We start from the raw sequence: 22,416 nt of genomic DNA on the forward strand, positions 1-22,416 counted from the left end.
GCCGGGTGTGATGATTTGTGATGGGCTTCACTTTGCCCGTAGTATCATTTTTGGGAGCGCCGGATGACGGCGTAAAAAGGTCGCCCGCCCCGGCCCCCCAGACTCACCGCCGACGCCACCACAGGCATGCCATCACTACTACACCCGGTAGCCATACCCACATCAGCTCCGACAAAATCACCTGATGCCCATACGGCGTGGTATAGCGAGAAAGCGTAAAGGGGGCCACTTTAATCACCTGCCACGGGGCGAAAAAGCGTTCATCCGACCACGGCCACAGCCAGCCGACGCCTTTACCGCCTGTCGTGACTGAATCCAGCAAACTGTGTGAAAGCAGTGACACCGTCAAAAACAGCCAGCAGCGGACAAGCCCTGCGTGAAACCATCGTCGGCCTATCACTACGCAGAGTAGAGGAACCAGAAAAGCGAACAGCAGCGAATGGGTAAAGCCGCGATGGCCAAATACGTTGCCGTAGGCAATGCCGAACTTAAACGCCAGCACGTCGGCGTCGGGCAGCATTGCAAGGACGATGCCGCTAAAAAGCAAGCGTGGTGGAATAACGCGAGTGCCAAGACCTAAACCCAGACAAATCGGGACGGCGGCGTGAGTGATGATGGTTGGCATCTGTAATCCGTTTCAGCCAAAGGAGTACAGAGTATCGCTGCTTGAGGCATTTTATGCAGCAGGGCGTAATTCTGAAATTGCACAAAAATGAACCCGGCATCGCGGTGCGTTGCCGGGTGACCGGTGGGGCTTACGCCGTTACGGTGATGCTATGGCCTTCAAAATTCACGGTTTGGCCTGCAACGATTTTGCAGCGTTTGCGGGTTTCTACCACACCGTCAACTTTGACCAGACCGTCGGCAATGGCGAGTTTCGCCTGTGCGCCGCTTTCGCTCCAGCCTTCCAGTTTTAGTAAGTCACAGAGTTCCACATGCGGATGCTTACCTAAAGAAAATGTTGCCATCTTATGCCTTCTCCACGTCGTGATACTCTTCACACGCCTGTAAGGTGTTTTCAATCAAGGTTGCGACGGTCATTGGACCAACGCCGCCCGGTACCGGGGTGATGTAAGACGCGCGCGCGGCGGCATCTTCAAACACCACATCGCCGACTACTTTACCGCTTTCAAGGCGATTGATCCCGACATCAATCACGATGGCGCCTTCTTTGATCCACTCACCCGGAATAAAGCCAGGTTTGCCAACTGCCACGATCAACAGATCGGCGTTTTCGACGTGGTGGCGCAGGTTTTTGGTAAAGCGATGGGTCACGGTGGTAGTGCAGCCAGCCAACAGCAGCTCCATGCTCATTGGACGACCCACGATGTTGGACGCGCCAATTACCACGGCGTTCAGACCATAGGTGTCGATGTTATAGCGCTCAAGCAGCGTCACAATACCGCGCGGGGTGCATGGGCGCAGGCGCGGCGCGCGCTGGCACAGACGACCCACGTTATACGGATGGAAACCATCAACATCTTTGTCCGGGTCGATACGTTCCAGAACTTTCACGTTATCAATACCCGCAGGCAGCGGAAGCTGCACCAGGATGCCATCGATAGTGGTGTCGGCATTCAGAGTATCAATCAGCGTCAGCAGTTCAGCTTCGCTGGTGGTTTCCGGCAGATCGTAGGAGCGGGAGATAAAGCCCACCTCTTCGCAGGCTTTACGCTTGCTGCCGACATAAATTTGCGATGCGGGGTTGCTGCCAACCAACACAACGGCCAGCCCAGGGGCGCGTTTTCCGGCTATAATGCGAGCCTTAACTTTTTCCGCAACCTCAGAGCGCACCTGCTGCGCAATCGTTTTACCGTCAATAATCTTTGCTGCCATCAGGGAAATTATTCCATCTGTCATTAACGAAGGGGGGATGGACATATTTTGTCAGATGCGAGGCTCGCTGTCAGTTATCGTTTGCGAGTTTTCACCGGAAAGTCGTTTTGTTGAAGACTTGAGCGATAGTTGGCGTTAGTTTATCCATCTCCACATTCAGTGCAGGTTTCGCATGGAAATGGATTGACTCAACTGTCTGTGACCGTATAATTCCACGCGCTTCACTCCATCAAGAAGTTCCCCAGTGCGCCCTTAGCTCAGTTGGATAGAGCAACGACCTTCTAAGTCGTGGGCCGCAGGTTCGAATCCTGCAGGGCGCACCATTTCAACTCAAAGAGTCATGTAATAACTCAAAAGTGTTCCGCTCGGCAAGGTCTGAAAGGCTTTGATATAGGTAGTAGATGAGAAGAACAGGAACGCATAGGTAAAGCTAATGTTAGCACTGTACATCTTAGTTGAAGAACATTGGCAGCCACAGATTATATGATGTCGTATATTCTTTGCCATAACAATGCAACTGAATTTTTTAAAAAAGTCAGATCCAATTAATTACCCATTAGAATTAATTATATCTACTATCAAGTGACATTTAATCAGAACACTTCTTTCAGGTTGCTTTATATTTATTTAGTGGAATAAAGGCCGTGATAAAAAATGACAATGTCTTTTAAAGAAATATATTAACAGATAATTGCTAATAAATATCGATATTTTTATTAGAAAATACCTTAATAACTGTTGTTGAGTATTAGAATAAAGTTAAATTATAAAAAGAAGCCGATTCCGGGGGCGAGCACTTTTTATAAAAATGATGATTAATGATTTTACTTTCGCGGTAGAGTATAAAACTTCGGCAAGATGATTTAATTTGTTGTGGTTAGGATATCCTTGTCCGAAGGTTGCGCTACAGGGCGATAAAGAAATCAACGGAGGTTTCAACTATGGCGATTAGCGTTGAGGTTAGAGCCTACTAAATTTCATAGGTAACGGTTTGAGGTTACACATTGGTATGTGTGGCGCATGTGAAAGTGTTACGTTGAAGGTATGGTAACAAGCAAGCTGTGGCTGTAGTGGGATAGTTGTGATAGCATCTGCGTCGATTTCATCGTAACGGACTATTCCAGTGGCTAGCAATTCAACTCATCCTAAATATAGACCAGATATTGATGGCTTACGTGCATTAGCTGTAATACCTGTTGTCCTATTTCATGCATTTCCTGATTCCATCACAGGCGGGTATGTTGGTGTAGATATATTTTTTGTTATTTCAGGGTATCTCATATCACTAATTATTCTTAAAAACTTTAACAATGATAGTTTTTCCTTTGTTGATTTTTATGTACGTCGTATAAGACGTATATTTCCAACACTAACAACTGTGTTGGTTTTCTCATTAGTATTCGGTTGGTTTGCATTATTCCCGGATGAATATGCCCAGTTAGGAAAGCATGTTGCAGGAAGCTCGATTTTTATCTCAAATTTTGTTCTACTCAGTGAATCAGGTTACTTTGACTCAGCTTCGATCAGTAAACCGCTTCTCCATCTTTGGAGCCTTGCTGTTGAAGAGCAATTCTACATTGTCTGGCCTCTGCTTCTAGTCTTATTTAGGAAGATTATAAATCCTATTTTCATGGCGTTGGCGCTATTAGTGCTGACATTTTCCATAAATATTCATTTTATAGAGCAAAATCAGTCTCTAACGTTTTACTCTCCAGTTATGAGATTCTGGGAAATACTTTCCGGTAGCTGCCTTGCCTGGTGCCAGGTAAATAAAAAAACAATTTCTTCCAGATTCAATGGAAATGTTCCAGCTATAGTATCACTATTTATAAATAGTGATGGTAGATCGTCATATAGACACCTAATCTCAATAACAGGATTATGTGTGATCGTAATGGCCATGTATAGCTATACGGAATCACTCGCATTTCCAGGGTGGTATGCCATTGCGCCTGTTTTTGGGGCTGTGATGCTCATCCTTGCTGGGCCCCATGCATTTGTTAATAAATTTATTCTATCAAGACGTATCGTAATTTGGTTCGGATTGATAAGTTATCCACTTTATTTGTGGCACTGGCCATTAATAGCTTTTTCATACATAATGGAAAGCGGTTATCCGACATATAAAATCCAGTGGGCGATTGTTGGCCTCTCCGTCCTGCTAGCATGGTTATCATACCGTTTCATTGAAAAGAATCTAAGGGGAGGGAATTATCCCTTCCAGAAAACTATCGGCCTGATAATGGTTATGGTTACAATCGGCTGCACTGGGTTGTACATCTTCATGAGTGGTGGTATTCCTTCAAGGCTTGAAAAATCAGTAACGGAAATCAAAGATGATGCCTATATCCATGCATTCATGAAAGACACTATAAAGTTATGTGACGAGAGGTTCCCTGACTGGAAGAATAAAACAGATAACCTTTGCGCTATGCAAAAAAGTTCAGGACAGAATGAAATAGCTTTAATTGGCGACTCCCATACAAATCATTTGTATCTTGGACTGAGTGAGTTATATAAGGACAGGGGGGTTGCTGTGTTCCCAGCGAGCTGTGCGTCTCCGTTCATAAACGTCGCTTCTGGTATGAATAATAAAGCAGAATTTGAAGGGCGTAGGTACACTTACAAGCTTATCAATCAGGCATACGATTATGTTCTTAAGGACAAAAAAATTACAGATGTGGTTTTAGCACACAACCCAGGTTGCTCCTATCATAATGCAATTGACATCCTTAATCCTGGAGAAAAAGATAGCGGAAAAATTCTTGAGGCAGGAATGCGTAGAACGTTAAATGTCCTTTCAACTGCTGGCAAGCATGTAACAATGGTTATCGATAATCCCGAATTACAATTCGACCCTAAAGCATGTATTGTTCGTCCGCTACGACTTTCCAGTGCAGGAGAAAAGTGCTCATATGATCGTGCTATCTATGATAACAATGCTGCCCATCAGACATATAAAGAGATGGTGTATAGAGTTGCTAAAGATTATCCAGAACTGAGGGTTGTGGACTTATCGAAGACGTTGTGCGATGCACAAAAGTGTACATTATTTGCTGATGGTCATGAGATCTATAAGGATAGAAGTCATTTCAACAAGTATGGTTCAAGATTTGTAGCACCGTTAATACTCCCTAAGTGAATATGTGCTGTATAATTTCAGTGCTTTTATAAACCCGCTTCGGCGGGTTTTCATTTGGGTAACTATTGGTCATATAGTTGGTGAAAGATAACCTAATCTTAGAGAGATTTACTGGTTTGATTGTGCAGTAATTTGAGGTTGTTGGTATACACAGGAGCCTATATATTTTGGGGATTGTTATAGCTTACAGTGTTTTGACATCATGGGCATGTGATTGTTGTTACCAGCCAATAATTTTTTTAGTTTCGGCCCCAGCCAGAAGTAGGGCTTGGGTTTTCGATGACAATGGCAGAAATAATAAAGGCTGCGTTTAGCAGCCTTTATATGATTAATTAGCTTTTGGGAATTCCTAACCTCTCATTTAAACTCGGATCAGGGGTAATGGTTATCTTGATTTTTCTATCGATAATATTATTATCCAATAGCGCATTTTCAATCTTTTTACCATTGTAAACAGGGAATGGCCAATTATCCCTGTCATCACCTTTCGGCACCAAAACGGAAATTTCCGATTTGCCTGAATTAATAGCATCGGTAACTTGGGATATTACTAATTCGCCAATTCGAGTCGCTTTCTCATAGGTTAAGTTTAAGTTCTGGGATTCTCTTAAAGATGATTGAGGCATAGTCGCTATATTAAACAGAATGAAAGCATAGATTGGTAAAATTATTGCCACAAGTTTGTATCTGGCTGAGAAGTAATGTACTGAATATAACGACAGGACAATGGGGTACATATAAAATGCCCACATGGCAACAGGTCTTTCGGCATAAGACGATGATGCCTTAGCACACAATAAAATCAATGCTACCGTGGAAAAAATCCAGCTAATTAACGCTGTGATGTAAATCATTGAAAAAGATGATCTTTTTCTACGCAACAAATCAATTATAGCGATTAATAGGCCTGCCACAACGCCTATGTAAATCAGCGCTATGTACCAACTATTAGCGCTACCTATAAATAACCATAGCTTATTAACGCTGCCAGATATATCGAGGGAAGCGCCTTCAATCTGAGAAGCTCTTCCTCCATTCATCTCAAATAAGATGGAAATCAACCATACGATAGAAATATAAATCTGAAGATTTTTTTCTCTTGCAGTTTCTATGATGTTGAATTTATTTGATATAAAGCTTATAAGAATTACTGAACCACAATATGATGCGAGTATTACGCTAGCAAAAACATTAGAAAAAATACAAACGTAAGTGACAATGGAAGTTGCTATTAAAAAATTAACGCTGTATTTTTTATGATATGCTCTGCAATTTTCCTTGTTCATCAGAAATAAAACAAATGAACCATTTATCAGAGCAGGGAAAAGGTAGTGATAAAAGCAGGTGATATTGATTTCCCAAAGAAGGTAGTAGCTATTTGTCACGCCTTCGCTTTTGAAGAAACCAAACATGAAAAGGAAATAGATAAAGGTGCAGGTTGATGCCGTTACTATCTGTTCTTTTGATTTTTCACTAATAAGAACAAAAAAGCTGTACAAGAAGATTGTGCAAAGAACAGATGTTATCAAAGCGGTAGTGATTGAGATTGCGAAGAAGAAATTCATCCCAAACTTCATTAGCACTAATGATGAGAATCTGGCAACAATAGGGAATGATATTTCTGGGATGGCTTTTACAGGATTGAATCCACCCCACTCAGGAAGAGCTGAGCGATAACGTGCTAAGTTGCCCCAATCATCTCCAGATACTATCGTTACAGGGTGTATATATGAGAAAAACACCAGTGTCGCGATAAATATAAAACCAAATAAAAGGAATATATATTTCCTTGAGGAAGTTTCAAAAAAGTTGTCTTTCATCTACTTATCCTTCAATACATATCGAGGTCTGTTTTTAACCTCAACATAAATTCTGCCAATGTATTCGCCAAGAACGCCAATACCAATGAGCTGTACGCCGCCAAGAAAAAGGATTGAAACCAGAATAGAGGGATATCCGCGAACAGGATTACCAAATACAACGGTATCGAAAATCATCCATGCGCCGTATAGAAACGAAAGGCCAGCCACAAATAATCCGATATAGGTCCACATACGGAGTGGGAAGGTAGAGAAGCTTGTGATCCCCTCCAGTGCAAGATTCCATAACTTCCAGCCGTTGAATTTGCTATCCCCAGCTACGCGCTCGGCACGTGCATACTCGACGACATCTGTACGACCACCAACCCAGCTCAGAACGCCTTTCATGAACAGATTCCGCTCAGGCATGAGCTTTATATTTTCTACAACTTCACGTGACATCAAACGAAAATCGCCCACGTTCTCTTCAATCTTCGGTGAGCTGATTTTGTTGTGAAGCTTGTAGAACCACTCAGCCGATTTACGTTTGAGCCGTCCATCAGTAGAGCGATCTGTTCTTTTCGCCAGCACCATGTCTGCCCCAGCCTGCCACTTAGCAATGAGGTGGGGAATAACTTCGATAGGGTCTTGCAGATCAACATCAATTGGGATGATTGCGTCGCCGGAAGCGTTGTCGAGCCCAGCAAATAATGCCGGTTCTTTCCCAAAGTTTCGGGTAAAGGATAGCGGTACAACCATTGGGTCCGACGCCGCCAGAGCATTTATGATGGATTCGGTTGCATCGCTGCTCCCGTCGTTGATGAAAACTATCTCAACATCGTGTTGTTTTAGCTCTTCAAACTCACGTACCGTCTTATAGAAAATCGGTATCGTGGCCTCTTCATTAAAGACAGGAACGACCAAAGAGATTTTCATTTAACATCCCTAAATACAATGAATTTCGAATAGATGAACCCTGCGACCAGGCTGAATCCTGAAAATACAATCAGCGTTAGCAGTGCCGGTGCATGGAGGCTGTCTGCAATGTATCCAGTCAGGACTGCCATAGCCCCCATAAAGATAACGAAGGCGACATACCGGCCTGTCGTGGCTTTGGTTTTAAATGTCCATCTGGCATTAACAAAAAAGCTGAACGTCACTGCCACAGAGAACGCAACAAGGTTCGATATCGCCTGGTTCAAGCCGAACAAGCTGAATAGCACTCCAAAGCACGCCCAGTGAAGGGCCGTGTTCAGTACGCCCACGGAAACATAACGACTAAAAAGCTTTAACATTAGTGAAATCAGTAAATTCTGAAAGGCATGAAGTTTAGCATCATCTATTCACATGATCGATAAGGCTATTGAGTTTATGAGGCGATGCTCTCCAGTAGGGTAAACATTTGTGCGAAACAACTTAGAGTCGGTGAAGATGGTTCATCATCTAACGGCAATGCTTTGACGTGGTGAGAATGCAAGCGTAGCCCTTATAATTTTTGATGTGGTATTAGGCTTCGTTAGTGTCTGGGGGAAGTCATTTTCTAATTGTATGATGTTAAATGAAGCTTGGGGGAGATTAATAACGTATTACAGTTATATTATAAAATGATGATGTGGGTCGTGTTGGCACTAGTTAATTTTTTTAGAATGGTGAGGTAATGAAAGGGATAAGCCCAAAAAATGGGCTTTTGTCTTTTTGAATATTTAGTTATTTATTATATTTATGATTCTTTCTTTGCCAATAATTCATTTGCTTTTATACTTTTTATATAATCCACTGCGAGCGAAATAATTATAGGTAAGACTATGCCTGTGGCAATGTACAAAAACCAGTAATGTGGTGTTGAATAATGATTTAAATAGGATGCGCTTTTCATATTATACATTCCTAGTTTATAAAAAACAATATCGAGTATAGTAAAGGTTAATAAGTGATAGCTCATGATTATTTTACTTTTTGAGCCAATCAGTGCTAATAAGTTTAGTTTTTTATCCTGTGATGCTGCTGCATTTGTTATCGCAAGAATTGTGCATATCGATAATAACGATGATAATGTATGAAAAATAAATCCCTGTGGGTATTTACTCCATGACATTAGTAAGCCGCCTAAAACTCCGAAATTTTTCATTGTAAAAATAATTACTATAGACATTATTGGGATGTATAGGCTTTTCATAGAGAGAAGTGTTTTTTTAAACACAAAACCTATGAGGTAGAACATGGAGCCTACTAGTACTTGAGAAATTAGATTATATGTCTGGTTGCTCGTTTCAGCATAGAGTGATGCAACATAACCCATACCAACAAAACCAAAGAGTATTGCGATCCCAAGAATAATCACTTGTTTTTTAATATAAATAATTACTCTGCAAAGTAGACTGGCAAGGGCATATGAAAATAAGAACCAGGCGACCAGGAAGTAACCATTGTTATGAAAGTTTTTATCAAATATGTTTTTAAAAGTGTCAGAAATTGTTGATTTGTATATTTCACCTATGGAAATGTTGTAATAATTACTTATTAATAATGCTATGGCAGAAATAATTATATATGTATATACAATATACCATAAGTGTTTTATTGTGATATTTTTAATGGTTTGTAAGATTGATGTTTCTTTAAAAAGAATTCCGCCAAGTAAGAAAAATAATGGCATATGGAAAGTGTAAGGTTCAAAAATATAAGGAGGCACAATTCCGTAATGCCCCAGCACTACTGCAATCATTCCTAAACCTTGCGCATAACGTAAAGATAAAGATTGTCGATTGGTTAACATATGAACTTAATTGGAAAATGATTTTTTGAAATTATACTATGAATAAATATAGATATACAGGACATAAATCACAAGAATGGTATACATTTCCTATAGCTTAACAATATTTGCCTGACACAGGAGGATTCGTTCAATATCGTACCCCACAAACCACATTGCGAATCCCCTCACATATTCCCCACCACCCATTTGTCTAAACCACAAAACACGAATTACACTGTATAAAAAAACAGCATCAATACGGAGGCAGTATGAACTACGAGATCAAAAACATCGAGCCAAGAAAAATCGCCGGTTTTCATATGGTTGGCCCGTGGGAGCAGACGGTTAAGCAAGGCTTTGAACAACTGATGATGTGGGTAGATGGCAAGCAGACCCCCGCTCAGGAGTGGATTGCTGTTTACTACGATAATCCTGATGAAGTTCCGGCGGAAAAACTACGCTGTGATACGGTTGTTTCCGTGGCTGATGATTTTGTGGTGCCAGAAAACAGTGAAGGCGTCATGACGGCGGCAGTGGCCGGTGGGTTATACGCCGTGGCGCGTGCTCGGGTCGAAAATCATGATTTTGCGACGCCCTGGTATCAGTTCTTTGATAGCGTGCTGAAGGATGAAAAGCATCAAATTGCCGACAAACCCTGCTTTGAGATTTACCACAACAACGGGGCGCAGGATGGCTATTGGGATATCGAAATGTATGTCGCGGTAGCGCCTAAACAGTAAGGAAAATGCCAGAGCGCGAAACGGGCTCTGGCGTTATCTATAACGGTGGCTAATTAATGCAGCGCCTGGGCTATCGCGCTAAACATCAGCGAAGCTTCGAGCGGCTGCGCGTTGAACGATGGCTCAGCCTGTGGCCAGGTTGACCACTGCACGATAACCAGGTTTTCCGCGCGGTTAACCATAATCATCTGGCCAAAAATGCCCAATGCCCACATGGAGTCTTTAAGCGAGTCTTGCGGGAGCGGGACAACGCCTTTTGCCGTGGCGGGTACTTCGTTATTCCACCACTGGTAGCCATAAATCCCTCGTGGATGACCGGCTGAGACCGAGTTTTTTGCGGTAGTCCAATCTGCGGATTGCGCTATCCAGTTTTTTGCCAGTACCTGAGTACCATCCGGCAGACGACCATCGTTTAATACAAACTCGCCAAAGCGGCCCCAGTCTTCCAGCGTAGCGTTAAAGCCGTGTGCGCCAACGTCATGCTTATCTTTGCTGTAGGAATGCCAGACGCCGTCATTGGCCATGCCATAAGGTTTCCAGAGCGTTTTTTCCAGATAATGGGCCAGCGGCATGCCGGTTGCGCGCTCGAGAACATCACCCAATAACCAGGCGCCGCCCGAGGAGTACGACCACACCTCTCCGGCAGGGTGCGCGCGTTTAAGTCCCGAAACCAGTTTACGCACGCAGTCGTAAGTCCCTGGATGCGCTTCACACTGGGTCAATTTGGCGAAATCAGACTGTGGATTGGTATAATCCTCGTTCCACGCCACGCCGGAGGTATGCTGGATAAGCTGCTTCAGCGTTACCCCTTCCCAGGCTGTACCTTTGAGATCGGGCTCATATTGAGTTACCAGATCGTCCATTGAGTGAATTTTGCCTTCCTTGACCGCCGCGCCCACCAGAACGGAAACGACCGCTTTCCCGACAGAGCGCGACGTCCATAGCGTCGTATCGGTATTGCCTTGCGCCAGATATTTCCACGCTACTTTGCCGTTTTTGAGCACCAGCATGCCGCTGACATTCTGCCGTTTGACGTAGTCCTGCAGGTTAAACTGCTGACCGTTAATCTGATACGTCGCCTGCGTCAGCGGCTTTTCGGCGCTAAGGAGGGGAGTGGATTGCCCATGGCGGAAAACATCACCTTGATAGTTGCGATAATCGTTACGAAAACCGATCACGCGATCGGCCTGACTCCAGGTCAGCATTTTCTGGGTATCGGGCAGCTGCTTATCAAAAGGCGCGGGGCAATGGGTTAATTCAGTGCCTTCACAGGCGGCCATGGCGGCGGGGGAAAGCAGCGCGCCAGCGATAAGGCTTGCCAGGATGCATGACGTTGCGGTTAACGATTTTTGTTTATTATTCATCGTATTCTCGTTCGAAGTTTATAGAAGTAGACACCGTAGCCCGGGACGATCGCGGGATAGGTGCAGTATAAAAATCGACGACCTATAATAAAAAACGCGTAATGGGGGAAAAACCCCCACATCAAACCCGGGAGTGCGTTTTGCCATCTTTGTCCTATTCGTTTGCACAACTTGAAGCCTTTACCGCCGTGGCGGCGCACGGGAGCCTGGTGAAAGCGGCCGCCAAACTCGGTAAGGATCGAACGACGCTACGCGATCTTATCGATTTGCTGGAAGATGGCCTGGGTTATGCGCTGTTTGTCCGTGAGGGAAAAACGCTGCAACTGACGCCGGAAGGCGACTTACTTCAGCGACAGGCGCAATTGCTGATGCGTCAGGCCCGGGCATTCGAGCAGTTTGCCTGCCAGGTGCCGTCAACCGAAACACAGGCGCTAAGCGTGGTGTACGACGCTTTTACCCCGCGAAAATTTATCCACGGCCTGATTGCCGTTATGGCAAAACGACAGGTTCGACTCAGCCTCACCTGCATGCCGCGTGAAGCGGGGGAGCGGGCGCTGGCCGCCGGGCAGGCCGATCTGGGATTTTACCAGGCCAATAATCGCAGCATCGGCACTGAAATGGAGTGGCGGGCCATCGGCACGCTCGAGATGGATTTTTACGCCTCGCAGACGTTATTTGCGCAGGTTGCCATGCCGTGTTCGCTGCTCGACTTGTCCTTAACGCCGCAGGTCGTCATGCATTCGGCCTCTGATATTCCGGTTTCACAACGCTTACAAATTGCGGGAAGCATTATTTTCACCAATGAACTGGAGATGCTACGCGGCTTGATTGAATCGGGCTGCGGATGGGGTTTTTTGCCCACGCATTTTCAGGCGGCGCGCTGGGACAAAGTCTCAGCTATTCCGGTGGCGGTGGGCAATGAGGGGATAAGCCAGACGATGGTCACCCTCTGGCGCCCGGGTCACGATAAGCGTCGAATCATTGATGAGGTGCTGACGCAAATTCCGGCGCTGTGGAAAAGCGCCGGGATTTAACACTATTTATTGATGAGTGGATAAAGACGATGCTCGTCTTTTATCCGCCACGATAACCAGGCCAATCCCGGAAAGAGTAATAACAATAGCCAGCAGCATCCGCCCGTCAATCGCTTCACCCATCAGCAGCAATCCGCCCATCGCCGCCAGACAGGGCACGCTAAGCTGCAGCGTGCTGGCGGTAGTGGGAGAGAGTTTTGGCAACAGTGAATACCATAGCAGGTAGGCCGCGCCGGACATCAGCGCCCCGGAGATGATCGCCAGCAGCACGCCGAAAAGATCGCCACGAATCGGCATATCGCTCACGGCAAAAACCACCAGCGCGATGGGAACCGCGAGCATAAAGTTTCCCGCCGTGGCGGCAGCGGGATCGCGCACCCTTTTGCCAGTGATGCAGTACACCGCCCAGGCCGCCCCGGAGAGCATCATTAACAGCGATGCCTTGCCCGAAGGATGACCGACTCCCGGCAACAGCAGCAGCGCCAATCCGCCCATTGCCGCCAGCATCCCGGTACTTTTTAGCCACGTCAGCCGTTCGCCCCGCAGCAATCCCCAAAACGTCATGACCACTTGCACGGTGCCGAACAGCAATAACGCGCCCGCCGCGGTGGTTAACGACATGTAGGCCAGTGAAAAAGCAAATACATACAGCGCCAGCAGCGCGGCATTGAGCAGATTGTATTCGGGTTTTTTTCTGATCCCCGGCAGTTGCAGCAGTAAAAATAACGCTACGCCGCCGCTCAGCAAGCGAAGGCTGCCAAAGGTGACCGCGTCCATGTGCAGCATTTTCAGCGCCAGTCGACAAAGCAGGGAGTTGGCGGCAAAGGCGGTCATAGCGAGAATTATTTTTACCAACACAGGGCGTTCCTTTTTACGGTAGTCGGCAAATTATGCCGTAAGCCGCGCGACGTTGCGCCATGGTTTTGTGCGCCGATGTGTCAGGATGACATGCGGTGAGATTCCATTGATGCGCCTCGTTACGCTTGATTGTGTAACGATAATGAGTATAGTTCTCACTCTCTTTTTTTATTCATTGATGCGGTACGGCTGGCTCAGGCGTCGTTGAGGAATTTCACAGGGGATTCTCAGGCGTAAGTGGCGACCACCTGCTGGTACTTCAGATGAATTTTTATTGATACCTCAGGGATCCTCTTATGAAAACCAAACTGTCTGTGCTCGCACTGGCGATAAGCGCGGGTGTTCCTGCCGCTCATGCCGCTACAGAAAGCGCAACCACAAAGAATAATCAGGCTGAAACCATGGTGGTGCAGGGCGTTGATAGCAGTAGCTTCATCCCCGGTGGCGACCAGTTGGTTCCTGCCTACCTCGATGGGCAAATCGCTCACGGTGGACGTCTAGGGATGCTCGGCGAGCAGAAATCCATGGATGTCCCATTCAACGTCATCGGTTACACCTCGAAGCTGGTACAGGATCAGCAGGCAAAAACCATCGCTGATGTGGTTAAGAACGATGCCGGTGTGCAGGCCGTTCAGGGCTACGGTAACTTTGCCGAAACCTATCGTATTCGCGGTTTCAAGCTTGATGGTGATGACATGACGATGGGCGGCCTGGCGGGCGTCGTGCCGCGTCAGGTGGTCGATACCCAGATGCTCGAACGTATCGAAGTGTTTAAAGGGGCCAACGCGCTGGTGAACGGCGCGGCAAGCTCCGGCGTCGGTGGGATGATAAACCTTGAGCCGAAACGCGCCGAAGATATCCCCACTACCCGTATCGGCGTCGATTACACCGGTAACTCTCATGTTGGCGGCGCGCTGGACGTTGGCCGTCGTTTTGGCGTTGACAATCAGTGGGGTGCCCGCGTCAACGTACTGCATCGCGAAGGCGAAGCGCGCGTTGATAACGATAACCGTCGTACCACGCTGGCCTCTTTAGGGCTGGATTACCGTGGCGATCGTTTCCGCTCCTCGTTTGATTTTGGCTACCAGAAAAAAACCTTCCACGGCGGTGAGATGGGCATCGGCTTTGCCGCCATTAACGCCATCCCGGACGTGCCGAGCAACACCAAAAACACCGGCCAGAAGTGGGGCTACAGCGATATTGAAAACGAATTCGGTATGGCAAAAGCAGAATACGATCTGACCGATAACTGGACGACTTACCTCGGGCTTGGCGCACAGCATGCGCACGAAGAGGGGATTTATGCCACGCCGAAACTGACCAATGTCAACGGCGATGCCACCGTCGGGCGTCTGGATACCAACCGCCTTATCGACAGCTTCAGCGGGATGGGCGGCCTGCGCGGCAATTTCGACACCGGCGCCGTGTCCCACAAAGTGAACATTGGCTACTCGGCGAAGATCACCCGCGACGCCACGGCCTGGCGTATGTCGAACAGCAAAACCAACCCGACCACCAACATCTACGACAATCAGGGCGTAGAGAAGCCGGATTACACCTTAACCGGCGGCAATTATCACGACCCGCTGACCACCGCGCGTAATCGCACACAAGGCTGGCTATTCAGCGACACGCTGGGCTTCTTTGACGACAGCCTGCTGTTTACCGCCGCGGCGCGCAACCAGAAAGTGGTTATCCGTAACTACAATAACAACACCGGTCTGGAAACCACCACCTCGAGCTTTACCGAAAGCCGCTGGATGCCAACCTTTGGTCTGGTCTACAAACCGTGGGAAACCGTTTCTCTGTACGCCAACCATACGGAAGCGCTGCAACCGGGCGGCAATGCGCCAAGTACGGCGAAAAACTTTGGTCAGAGTATCGGCATCGCGCACTCTAAGCAGGATGAAGTGGGGGTGAAAATTGATTACGAACGCGTCGGTGGCTCGCTGGCGTTGTTCCAGATTAAAAAACCTTCCGGCGTGCTTGATAGCGACGGCTACTATGGCATGGACGGTGAACAGCGCAACCGTGGCGTGGAGCTCAACGTCTTTGGTGAACCGGTTCTCGGCCTGCGTCTAAACGGCAGCACCCTGTGGATTGACCCGGAAATGACCAAAACCAAAGGCGGTCTCAACGACGGTAACGATGCGATTGGCGTCTCCCGCTTCTACGCAGTACTGGGCGCTGAGTACGACATCAAACCGGTTGATGGTCTGACAGCCACCGCGCGCGTTAACCATACCGGCTCTCAGTACGCTGACTCTGCCAACACCAAAAAACTCGATAGCTATACCACGCTGGATTTAGGCGTGCGTTATCGAATGCGCCTGAATCAGGATCAGAACGATCTGGTATGGCGCGCCGGTATTACCAACGTCACCAACGAGAAATACTGGTCAGGCGTTGATGACCTTGGCGTCTATCTGTACCAGGGAGAGGCGCGTACGCTGAAAGTTTCCGTCAGCTACGACTTCTAAAAGCGCCTTGATAACGGGAACATTTCGCCACTCGTTATCATGATACTCACAACGTAGGCCGGATAAGCTGCGCGCCATCCGGCAATTTGCCGCACACTGCCGGATGGCGCGCAGCTTATCCGGCCTACCGCGCCCATCTTGTGCAATCCGTAGCACTTACCTCAGGGCTTCGGGTACCGATAGCCTTGCGACAAGTCGCGCTAAGTGTTAAAAGGTGCCCCTTCATATCAAAGCTACAGGGGTTAGACGTGAGAAACGCGTCATCAGCATCCAGCCAGAATCAACCGGATGCGTCGTCGGAAAATAGCCCGACGCTTCACCGCGGGTTACAAAACCGCCATATCCAATTAATCGCCCTCGGCGGCGCTATCGGTACCGGATTGTTCCTCGGCATCGGCCCGGCTATTCAGATGGCAGGCCCGGCGGTCATTCTGGGTTACGCCATCGCTGGCGTTATCGCGTTTATGATCATGCGCCTTTTAGGGGAGATGGTCGTTGAAGAGCCGGTATCCGGTTCGTTTGCTCATTTTGCTTATAAATACTGGGGGCCGTTCGCTGGATTTCTCTCCGGCTGGAACTACTGGGTTATGTTCGTGCTGGTGGGCATGGCTGAACTGACCGCCGCCGGGATCTATATGCAATATTGGCTGCCTGATGTCCCTACCTGGGTGTGGGCCGCGGGCTTCTTCGTGCTGATTAACGCCGTCAATCTTGTGAACGTGCGGCTGTACGGGGAAACCGAATTCTGGTTCGCGCTGATTAAAGTGCTGGCGATTATCGGCATGATTGGTTTTGGCATCTGGATGCTGGTCTCCGGTAAGGGCGGTGACAACGCCAGTATCGACAACCTCTGGCGTTTCGATGGCTTCCTGGCAACCGGCTGGAAGGGGCTTATCTTATCGCTGGCGGTGATTATGTTCTCCTTCGGCGGGCTGGAATTGATTGGCATCACGGCGGCGGAAGCGCGTGACCCGGAACGTTCGATCCCGAAAGCCGTCAACCAGGTCGTTTACCGTATCCTGCTGTTTTATATCGGTTCGCTGATTGTTTTGCTGGCGCTGTACCCGTGGCATGCCATTAAATCCGACAGCAGCCCATTTGTGATGATCTTCCATAATCTGGACAGCAACCTGGTGGCTTCGGCGCTGAACTTCGTCATTCTGGTCGCCTCATTATCGGTATACAACAGCGGCGTGTACTCCAACAGCCGAATGCTGTTTGGCCTCTCCGTGCAAGGCAACGCGCCGCGCTTTTTGACCAAAGTCAGCCGTCGTGGTGTACCGGTGAACTCGCTGATTCTCTCCGGGGCGATTACTTCGCTGGTGGTGCTGGTCAACTATCTGCTGCCGCAGAAGGCGTTTGGTCTGCTGATGGCATTGGTGGTGGCAACGCTGCTGCTGAACTGGGTGATGATCTGCATGGCGCACCTCAAGTTCCGTGCCGCCATGCGTCGTAAAGGTCGTGAGCCGAAATTCAAAGCGCTGTGGGCGCCAGCCAGCAACTACATCTGCATTGCTTTCCTGCTGATGGTGCTGGTGCTGATGTGCACCATGGACGGCATGCGCCTGTCGGCGATTCTGCTGCCGGTCTGGGTGCTGTTCCTGTTTATCGCCTTTAAAGTGTTACGTCGCAAGGCGTAATACCGCGCACTTCCCGGCGTCGCTATGCTCGGCCGGGCTATCTGCGAAATGACATTGCCGGATGGCGGCTACGCCTTATCCGGCCTACACCAAACGGTAGCCCGGCCGAGCATAGCGACGCCGGGAACTCTCCATCGCCGCTTTTCTCCCTGATTCATTTTTAATCGTGACCCTTCTCGCAAATCTACTATTCCACGCGCGATCTTTAATTTGTAATCGATTACTTTTTATTTGAGCTGTTTTTGTAATCGATTACTTTGAGGGTAAAAACATGGTCTCCACCACATCAAATCCTGAAAATAGCGGCGTACAGCATCGGCTGCTGGTGCCGCGTTTATCATTAATGATGTTTATGCAGTTCTTCATCTGGGGCAGTTGGTCGGTCACCTTAGGTCTGGTAATGAGCCAGCACAACATGTCTTTGCTGATTGGTGACGCCTTCTCGGCCGGGCCAATTGCTTCCATCCTGTCGCCGTTTGTCCTCGGCATGCTGGTCGACCGTTTCTTCCCATCGCAAAAGGTGATGGCGGTGATGCACCTGCTGGGCGCGGCGATCCTGTGGTTTGTGCCGCAGGCGCTGGTGGCAGAAAACGGCGCGCTACTGATTGGTCTGCTGTTTGGTTACACCCTGTGCTACATGCCAACGCTGGCGCTGACTAACAACATCGCCTTCCACAGCCTGAGTAACATCGACAAAACGTTCCCGGTGGTGCGCGTTTTCGGCACTATCGGCTGGATTATTGCCGGGATCTTTATCGGCGTAACCGGTATTTCCGATACTACCGGCATCTTTACGCTGGCAGCGCTGTGCTCAGTGATACTGGCGGTCTACAGCCTGACGCTGCCCCACACGCCGGCCCCGGCCAAAGGTCAAGCGCTGAAACTGCGCGATCTGTTTTGCGCTGACGCTTTTGCCCTGCTGAAAACCCGTCATTTCCTGGTATTCGCCCTCTGCGCCACGCTGATCTCCGTGCCATTAGGCACTTACTACGCCTACACCGCCTCTTTCCTGGCCGATGCGGGCGTGGCCGACGTCAGCACCGCCATGTCGTTCGGGCAGATGTCTGAAATCATCTTTATGTTGATTATCCCGTTGCTGTTCCGCCGTCTGGGCGTGAAATACATGCTGCTCATCGGCATGCTGGCGTGGTTTGTGCGCTACATGTTCTTCGCTCTCGGCATTAATGAAGAGACGCGCTTCCTGCTGTATCTCGGTATTTTGCTGCACGGCGTGTGCTATGACTTCTTCTTTGTGGTCGGCTTTATCTACACCGACCGCGTGGCGGGCGAGAAGGTGAAAGGTCAGGCGCAAAGTATGGTGGTGATGTTCACTTACGGTATCGGCATGCTGTTGGGTTCACAGATCTCCGGCGCGCTGTACAACCAGCTGGTAGCCGGGCAAACCGTACCGCAGGCATGGGTGAACTTCTGGTGGATCCCGGCGGTGGCCGCAGTGGTGATCGCATTGATTTTTCTGGTCTCGTTTAAGTACGACGATAAACACCAGGCGTAATTTTTAAGGAGGAAAGGGTATGAAAACCATCAAGGGGCCAGGGATATTTCTGGCGCAGTTTATCGGCAGCCAGGCACCGTTTAATTCGCTCGATGGGCTAGCGCAATGGGCGGCTGAGCTGGGCTTTAAAGCCCTACAGCTGCCGTGTAATCATCCGGCTATTTTCAATCTTGAGCAGGCTGCGGCAAGCCAAACCTACTGCGACGATATCACCGGCCGTCTGGCAGAACATGGCCTTGTGATAAGCGAGCTATCGACGCACCTCGAAGGGCAGCTTGTCGCCGTGAACCCAACCTACGATCGGGCTTTCGATGCCTTTGCGCCTGCCGCCGTGAAAGACAACCCGACGGCGCGCCAGCAGTGGGCGGTAGACCGCGTGATGAAAGCGGCACAGGCCTCCTCACGGCTGGGGCTGAAAGCCCACGCGACGTTCTCCGGGGCGTTGGCCTGGCCGTGGTTCTATCCGTGGCCACCGCATAATGCGGCGCTCCTGGATGAAGCGTTTAACGAACTGGCGAAGCGCTGGCGGCCGATCCTCGACTGCTTTGATGAGCACGGCGTTGACGTATGCTATGAAATTCACCCCGGTGAAGACCTGCACGACGGCGTGACGTTTGAGCGTTTTCTGCACAAGGTCGACAACCACCCGCGCTGCCAGATGCTCTACGATCCAAGCCACCTGCATTTGCAGAATATTGATTATCTGGCGTATCTCGATATCTACCACTCGCGCATTCGGGCGTTCCACGTTAAAGACGCCGAGTTCCAGCGAAACGGCCGCAGCGGCGTTTACGGCGGCTATCAAAACTGGGCCGACCGTGCCGGGCGCTTCCGCTCGCTGGGCGATGGCGATATCGATTTCAAAAAGATCTTCAGCAAGCTCACTCAGTACGATTACGACGGCTGGGCGGTGATGGAGTGGGAGTGCTGCTTAAAGGATGCGCAAACCGGGGCGCGTGAAGGCAGCGAATTTATCAAACGGCACATTATTCCCGTCTCCGCGCGGGCATTTGATGATTTTGCCACAGGCGGCGAGGTGCGCGGATGATTCAGGTGGCTATTGTCGGTTCCGGGTTTATTGGCCCCGCGCATATTGAAGCCCTGCGTCGTCTGGGGTTTGTTGAGGTGGTGGCGCTGTGCGATGCGTCGCTGGAACACGCGCAGGAAAAAGCGCGTCAGCTCAACATTCCCTACGCTTACAGTGATGTTGAGGCACTACTGGCGCACCCCGGGATCCAGGTTGTCCATAACTGTACGCCCAACTTTTTGCATGCGCAGGTGAACCGGCAGATCCTTAAAGCGGGCAAGCACGTTTTCTCGGAAAAACCGCTGTGCCTGACGTCAAAAGAGGCGAGGGAACTTGAGCAGCTGGCGCGGGAGGCGGGCGTGGTGCACGGGGTCAGCTTTGTCTACCGTCAGTTTGCGATGGTGCAGCAGGCGGCGAGCATGATGCGCGACGGCAGCGCCGGGCGGCTCTTTTCAGCCTACGGCGGCTATCATCAGGACTGGATGCTGCAAGAAACCGACTTCAACTGGCGGGTGGACGCACAGCAAGGTGGCGTGTCGCGGGCGATGGCCGATATAGGCTCCCACTGGTGCGATACCGTGCAGTTCGTCACCGGGCGGCGCATTGTCGAGGTGATGGCTGACCTTGCCATCGTCTGGCCGACGCGTAAAGCCAGCGTTGCCGATAACTCCACCTTTAGCGAGCGTCTGCCTGACGCTGACTATCAGGATATTCCCGTCACCACCGAGGATGCGGGTTCCGTCTTGTTCCGTTTTGACGACGGCAGCAAAGGCTGCTTTAGCGTTTCGCAGGTCAGCGCCGGGCGTAAAAACCGTCTGCATTTTGATATTAACGCCAGCGTGAGCTCGCTTTCGTGGGATCAGGAAACGCCCCAGCAGCTATGGATTGGCCAGCGCCACCGGGCGAATCAGATCTTAGGTGACGATCCGAGCCTGCTTAATCGTGACGTTGCCGGGCAGGCGCATTTCCCCGGCGGTCACAGCGAAGGCTGGCCGGACGCGTTTAAAAATATGATGCTCAATTTTTACCAGGCGGTTCTCGCCGGGAAAATGCCGACAGGCCCTGAGCGTCGTTTTGCGTCATTTTCTGAAGGCGCAAACGTGATGTACATCATTGATGCGATAGTCAAAAGTCACCAGCAGCGGCGCTGGATAAGCGTCGAGCAATAACGCTGTGCCCGGTACGCCGGGCACGTTTTTATGATAGCCTGCAGCAAAGCGTTAATTGCAGGGAATCGCGTAGCTATGTCAATTCAGAAAATCGCCCAGATGGCGGGGGTCTCGGTCGCCACCGTCTCTCGCGTGCTCAACAATAGCGAATCGGTGAAAGAGAAAAATCGTGAGCGGGTGCTGAAAGCCATCCAGGAGAGCAACTATCAGCCCAACCTGCTGGCGCGCCAGCTCAGAACGGCGCGCAGCTCTATGATTCTGGTGATGGTGTCGAATATCGCCAACCCGTTTTGCGCCGAAGTGGTGAAAGGCATTGAAGCGGCCGCCGAACAAAACGGTTATCGTATTCTGCTGTGCCACTCAGGCTCTGATATTGAGCGTTCCAAATCGGGCCTGCGCTTGCTGACCGGTAAAATGGTCGACGGAATTATCACCATGGACGCCTTCACTAATTTGCCGGAACTCACCACCGTCATTGGCGATGCGCCGTGGGTGCAGTGTGCCGAATATGCGGATGCGGGCGCGGTGTCTTGTGTTGGGATCAACGATATCGATGCGGCGGAACACGCGGTGGGTTATCTGGCCGCGAGCGGACGTCAGCATATTGCGCTGATAAATCACGATCTGAGCTATAAATATGCCCGATTGCGCGAACAGGGATATAAAGCGGTGCTGCAGCAGCAGGAATTGGGGGAGGGCGCGGTCGAATACGCCAGCGACCTGAGTGCGGCGGCGGGTAAGGCGGCGATGAAAAAACTGCTGGCAATGAATCCGCGCCCGGATGCGGTGTTTGCCGTTTCCGACTCACTGGCGGCCGGTGCGATGCGCGCCATAGAACAGGCCGGACTGCGGGTGCCGGAAGATATCGCCGTTGTCGGTTTTGACGGTACAGAGCTTGCTGAAATGGTGTCGCCGCAGCTCACCACCGTCCAGCAACCGTCACGAGAAATTGGTGCGAAGGCGGTGGAGCTTTTGCTCAATAAAATTGAAAACCCGGACGTGCCAACCGAACGGGTCATGCTGGACTGGCGCTTTATTTCACGCGCCAGCGCCTGA

18 protein-coding genes and 1 tRNA gene are annotated in these 22,416 nt (G+C 49.5%); 10 read left to right on the top strand and 9 right to left on the bottom strand.

All coding sequences use genetic code 11. The features are described 5' to 3' along the window. Nucleotides 1-103: 103 nt before the first annotated feature. The 3 genes from ACIPDS_RS12870 to folD all read right to left on the bottom strand — a co-directional run bounded on the left by ACIPDS_RS12870 (nt 104) and on the right by folD (nt 1,836). The gene (locus ACIPDS_RS12870) at nt 104-625 is read right to left on the bottom strand and encodes a metal-dependent hydrolase (protein WP_400736226.1); all 522 of its coding nucleotides are present in this window, start codon (nt 623-625) and stop codon (nt 104-106) included. A 130-nt stretch (nt 626-755) separates the two neighbouring features. After that, nucleotides 756-968, bottom strand: coding sequence for a ribosome-associated protein YbcJ (gene ybcJ / locus ACIPDS_RS12875; RefSeq protein WP_400736229.1), 213 nt, complete (start codon nt 966-968; stop codon nt 756-758). A gap of 1 nt (nt 969) precedes the next feature. Beyond that, nucleotides 970-1,836, bottom strand: coding sequence for a bifunctional methylenetetrahydrofolate dehydrogenase/methenyltetrahydrofolate cyclohydrolase FolD (gene folD / locus ACIPDS_RS12880; RefSeq protein ID WP_400736232.1), 867 nt, complete (start codon nt 1,834-1,836; stop codon nt 970-972). Between the two features lie 246 nt (nt 1,837-2,082). Here folD and ACIPDS_RS12885 point away from each other — a divergent pair. Then, nucleotides 2,083-2,159 (top strand) — tRNA-Arg (locus ACIPDS_RS12885). Nucleotides 2,160-2,959: 800 nt separating this feature from the next. Further along, complete coding sequence (locus ACIPDS_RS12890) at nt 2,960-4,978, top strand: acyltransferase family protein (protein ID WP_400736235.1); 2,019 nt, start codon at nt 2,960-2,962, stop codon at nt 4,976-4,978. A gap of 332 nt (nt 4,979-5,310) precedes the next feature. On the opposite strand, the gene ACIPDS_RS12895 is transcribed toward ACIPDS_RS12890, so the two are convergent. The 4 genes from ACIPDS_RS12895 to ACIPDS_RS12910 form a co-directional block, all read right to left on the bottom strand. Continuing rightward, nucleotides 5,311-6,798 (bottom strand): hypothetical protein, encoded by a 1,488-nt coding sequence (locus ACIPDS_RS12895; protein ID WP_400736239.1) that lies wholly within the window; start codon nt 6,796-6,798, stop codon nt 5,311-5,313. Continuing rightward, nucleotides 6,799-7,713 carry a glycosyltransferase family 2 protein gene (locus ACIPDS_RS12900; RefSeq protein ID WP_400736242.1) on the bottom strand — a complete coding sequence of 305 codons (915 nt, stop codon included), beginning with the start codon at nt 7,711-7,713 and terminating at the stop codon, nt 6,799-6,801. Further along, on the bottom strand, nt 7,710-8,072 hold the full coding sequence (locus ACIPDS_RS12905) for a GtrA family protein (RefSeq protein WP_166514763.1): 363 nt from the start codon (nt 8,070-8,072) through the stop codon (nt 7,710-7,712). The genes ACIPDS_RS12900 and ACIPDS_RS12905 overlap by 4 nt, the downstream gene beginning before the upstream one ends. A gap of 425 nt (nt 8,073-8,497) precedes the next feature. Continuing rightward, the gene (locus ACIPDS_RS12910) at nt 8,498-9,553 is read right to left on the bottom strand and encodes an acyltransferase family protein (protein WP_400736245.1); all 1,056 of its coding nucleotides are present in this window, start codon (nt 9,551-9,553) and stop codon (nt 8,498-8,500) included. Between the two features lie 251 nt (nt 9,554-9,804). Between ACIPDS_RS12910 and sbmC the strand changes: the two genes are divergently transcribed. Continuing rightward, nucleotides 9,805-10,275 (top strand): DNA gyrase inhibitor SbmC, encoded by a 471-nt coding sequence (sbmC, locus tag ACIPDS_RS12915; RefSeq protein WP_400736248.1) that lies wholly within the window; start codon nt 9,805-9,807, stop codon nt 10,273-10,275. Between the two features lie 53 nt (nt 10,276-10,328). Here sbmC and ACIPDS_RS12920 read toward each other — a convergent pair whose 3' ends face one another. Beyond that, entirely contained in the window at nt 10,329-11,639 is a 1,311-nt protein-coding gene (locus tag ACIPDS_RS12920) for a serine hydrolase domain-containing protein (RefSeq protein WP_400736250.1), read from the bottom strand. 140 nt (nt 11,640-11,779) lie between these two features. On the opposite strand from ACIPDS_RS12920, the gene ACIPDS_RS12925 reads away from it, so the two are divergent. Then, nucleotides 11,780-12,673, top strand: a complete 894-nt coding sequence (locus ACIPDS_RS12925; protein ID WP_400736252.1) for a LysR family transcriptional regulator — start codon at nt 11,780-11,782, stop codon at nt 12,671-12,673. Between the two features lie 6 nt (nt 12,674-12,679). On the opposite strand, the gene ACIPDS_RS12930 is transcribed toward ACIPDS_RS12925, so the two are convergent. Continuing rightward, the gene (locus tag ACIPDS_RS12930) at nt 12,680-13,531 is read right to left on the bottom strand and encodes a DMT family transporter (protein WP_400736255.1); all 852 of its coding nucleotides are present in this window, start codon (nt 13,529-13,531) and stop codon (nt 12,680-12,682) included. Between the two features lie 296 nt (nt 13,532-13,827). On the opposite strand from ACIPDS_RS12930, the gene ACIPDS_RS12935 reads away from it, so the two are divergent. The 6 genes from ACIPDS_RS12935 (at nt 13,828) to ACIPDS_RS12960 (ending at nt 22,416) form a co-directional block, all read left to right on the top strand. Beyond that, entirely contained in the window at nt 13,828-16,011 is a 2,184-nt protein-coding gene (locus ACIPDS_RS12935; RefSeq protein ID WP_400736258.1) for a TonB-dependent receptor, read from the top strand. A 248-nt stretch (nt 16,012-16,259) separates the two neighbouring features. Further along, nucleotides 16,260-17,651, top strand: coding sequence for a phenylalanine transporter (pheP, locus tag ACIPDS_RS12940; RefSeq protein ID WP_400736261.1), 1,392 nt, complete (start codon nt 16,260-16,262; stop codon nt 17,649-17,651). A 271-nt stretch (nt 17,652-17,922) separates the two neighbouring features. Further along, a complete protein-coding gene (locus ACIPDS_RS12945) occupies nt 17,923-19,164 on the top strand; it encodes an MFS transporter (RefSeq protein WP_400736264.1) in 1,242 nt (413 codons plus the stop codon). Nucleotides 19,165-19,183: 19 nt separating this feature from the next. Next, nucleotides 19,184-20,212 (top strand): sugar phosphate isomerase/epimerase family protein, encoded by a 1,029-nt coding sequence (locus tag ACIPDS_RS12950; RefSeq protein ID WP_400736267.1) that lies wholly within the window; start codon nt 19,184-19,186, stop codon nt 20,210-20,212. Beyond that, complete coding sequence (locus tag ACIPDS_RS12955; RefSeq protein WP_400736270.1) at nt 20,209-21,360, top strand: Gfo/Idh/MocA family protein; 1,152 nt, start codon at nt 20,209-20,211, stop codon at nt 21,358-21,360. The genes ACIPDS_RS12950 and ACIPDS_RS12955 overlap by 4 nt, the downstream gene beginning before the upstream one ends. Before the next feature lie 75 nt (nt 21,361-21,435). Beyond that, the gene (locus ACIPDS_RS12960; RefSeq protein WP_400736273.1) at nt 21,436-22,416 is read left to right on the top strand and encodes a LacI family DNA-binding transcriptional regulator; all 981 of its coding nucleotides are present in this window, start codon (nt 21,436-21,438) and stop codon (nt 22,414-22,416) included.

Source organism: Kluyvera sp. NPDC087067 (genome assembly GCF_044745165.1).
GTDB lineage: Bacteria > Pseudomonadota > Gammaproteobacteria > Enterobacterales > Enterobacteriaceae > Kluyvera.

Bases quoted from the DNA above. Each gene is read 5' to 3' on its own strand.
- ACIPDS_RS12870 (WP_400736226.1), bottom strand. From the start codon at position 625: ATGCCAACCATCATCACTCACGCCGCCGTCCCGATTTGTCTGGGTTTA.
- ybcJ (WP_400736229.1), bottom strand. From the start codon at position 968: ATGGCAACATTTTCTTTAGGTAAGCATCCGCATGTGGAACTCTGTGAC.
- folD (WP_400736232.1), bottom strand. From the start codon at position 1,836: ATGGCAGCAAAGATTATTGACGGTAAAACGATTGCGCAGCAGGTGCGC.
- ACIPDS_RS12895 (WP_400736239.1), bottom strand. From the start codon at position 6,798: ATGAAAGACAACTTTTTTGAAACTTCCTCAAGGAAATATATATTCCTT.
- ACIPDS_RS12900 (WP_400736242.1), bottom strand. From the start codon at position 7,713: ATGAAAATCTCTTTGGTCGTTCCTGTCTTTAATGAAGAGGCCACGATA.
- ACIPDS_RS12905 (WP_166514763.1), bottom strand. From the start codon at position 8,072: ATGTTAAAGCTTTTTAGTCGTTATGTTTCCGTGGGCGTACTGAACACG.
- ACIPDS_RS12910 (WP_400736245.1), bottom strand. From the start codon at position 9,553: ATGTTAACCAATCGACAATCTTTATCTTTACGTTATGCGCAAGGTTTA.
- sbmC (WP_400736248.1), top strand. From the start codon at position 9,805: ATGAACTACGAGATCAAAAACATCGAGCCAAGAAAAATCGCCGGTTTT.
- ACIPDS_RS12920 (WP_400736250.1), bottom strand. From the start codon at position 11,639: ATGAATAATAAACAAAAATCGTTAACCGCAACGTCATGCATCCTGGCA.
- ACIPDS_RS12935 (WP_400736258.1), top strand. From the start codon at position 13,828: ATGAAAACCAAACTGTCTGTGCTCGCACTGGCGATAAGCGCGGGTGTT.
- ACIPDS_RS12945 (WP_400736264.1), top strand. From the start codon at position 17,923: ATGGTCTCCACCACATCAAATCCTGAAAATAGCGGCGTACAGCATCGG.
- ACIPDS_RS12950 (WP_400736267.1), top strand. From the start codon at position 19,184: ATGAAAACCATCAAGGGGCCAGGGATATTTCTGGCGCAGTTTATCGGC.
- ACIPDS_RS12955 (WP_400736270.1), top strand. From the start codon at position 20,209: ATGATTCAGGTGGCTATTGTCGGTTCCGGGTTTATTGGCCCCGCGCAT.
- ACIPDS_RS12960 (WP_400736273.1), top strand. From the start codon at position 21,436: ATGTCAATTCAGAAAATCGCCCAGATGGCGGGGGTCTCGGTCGCCACC.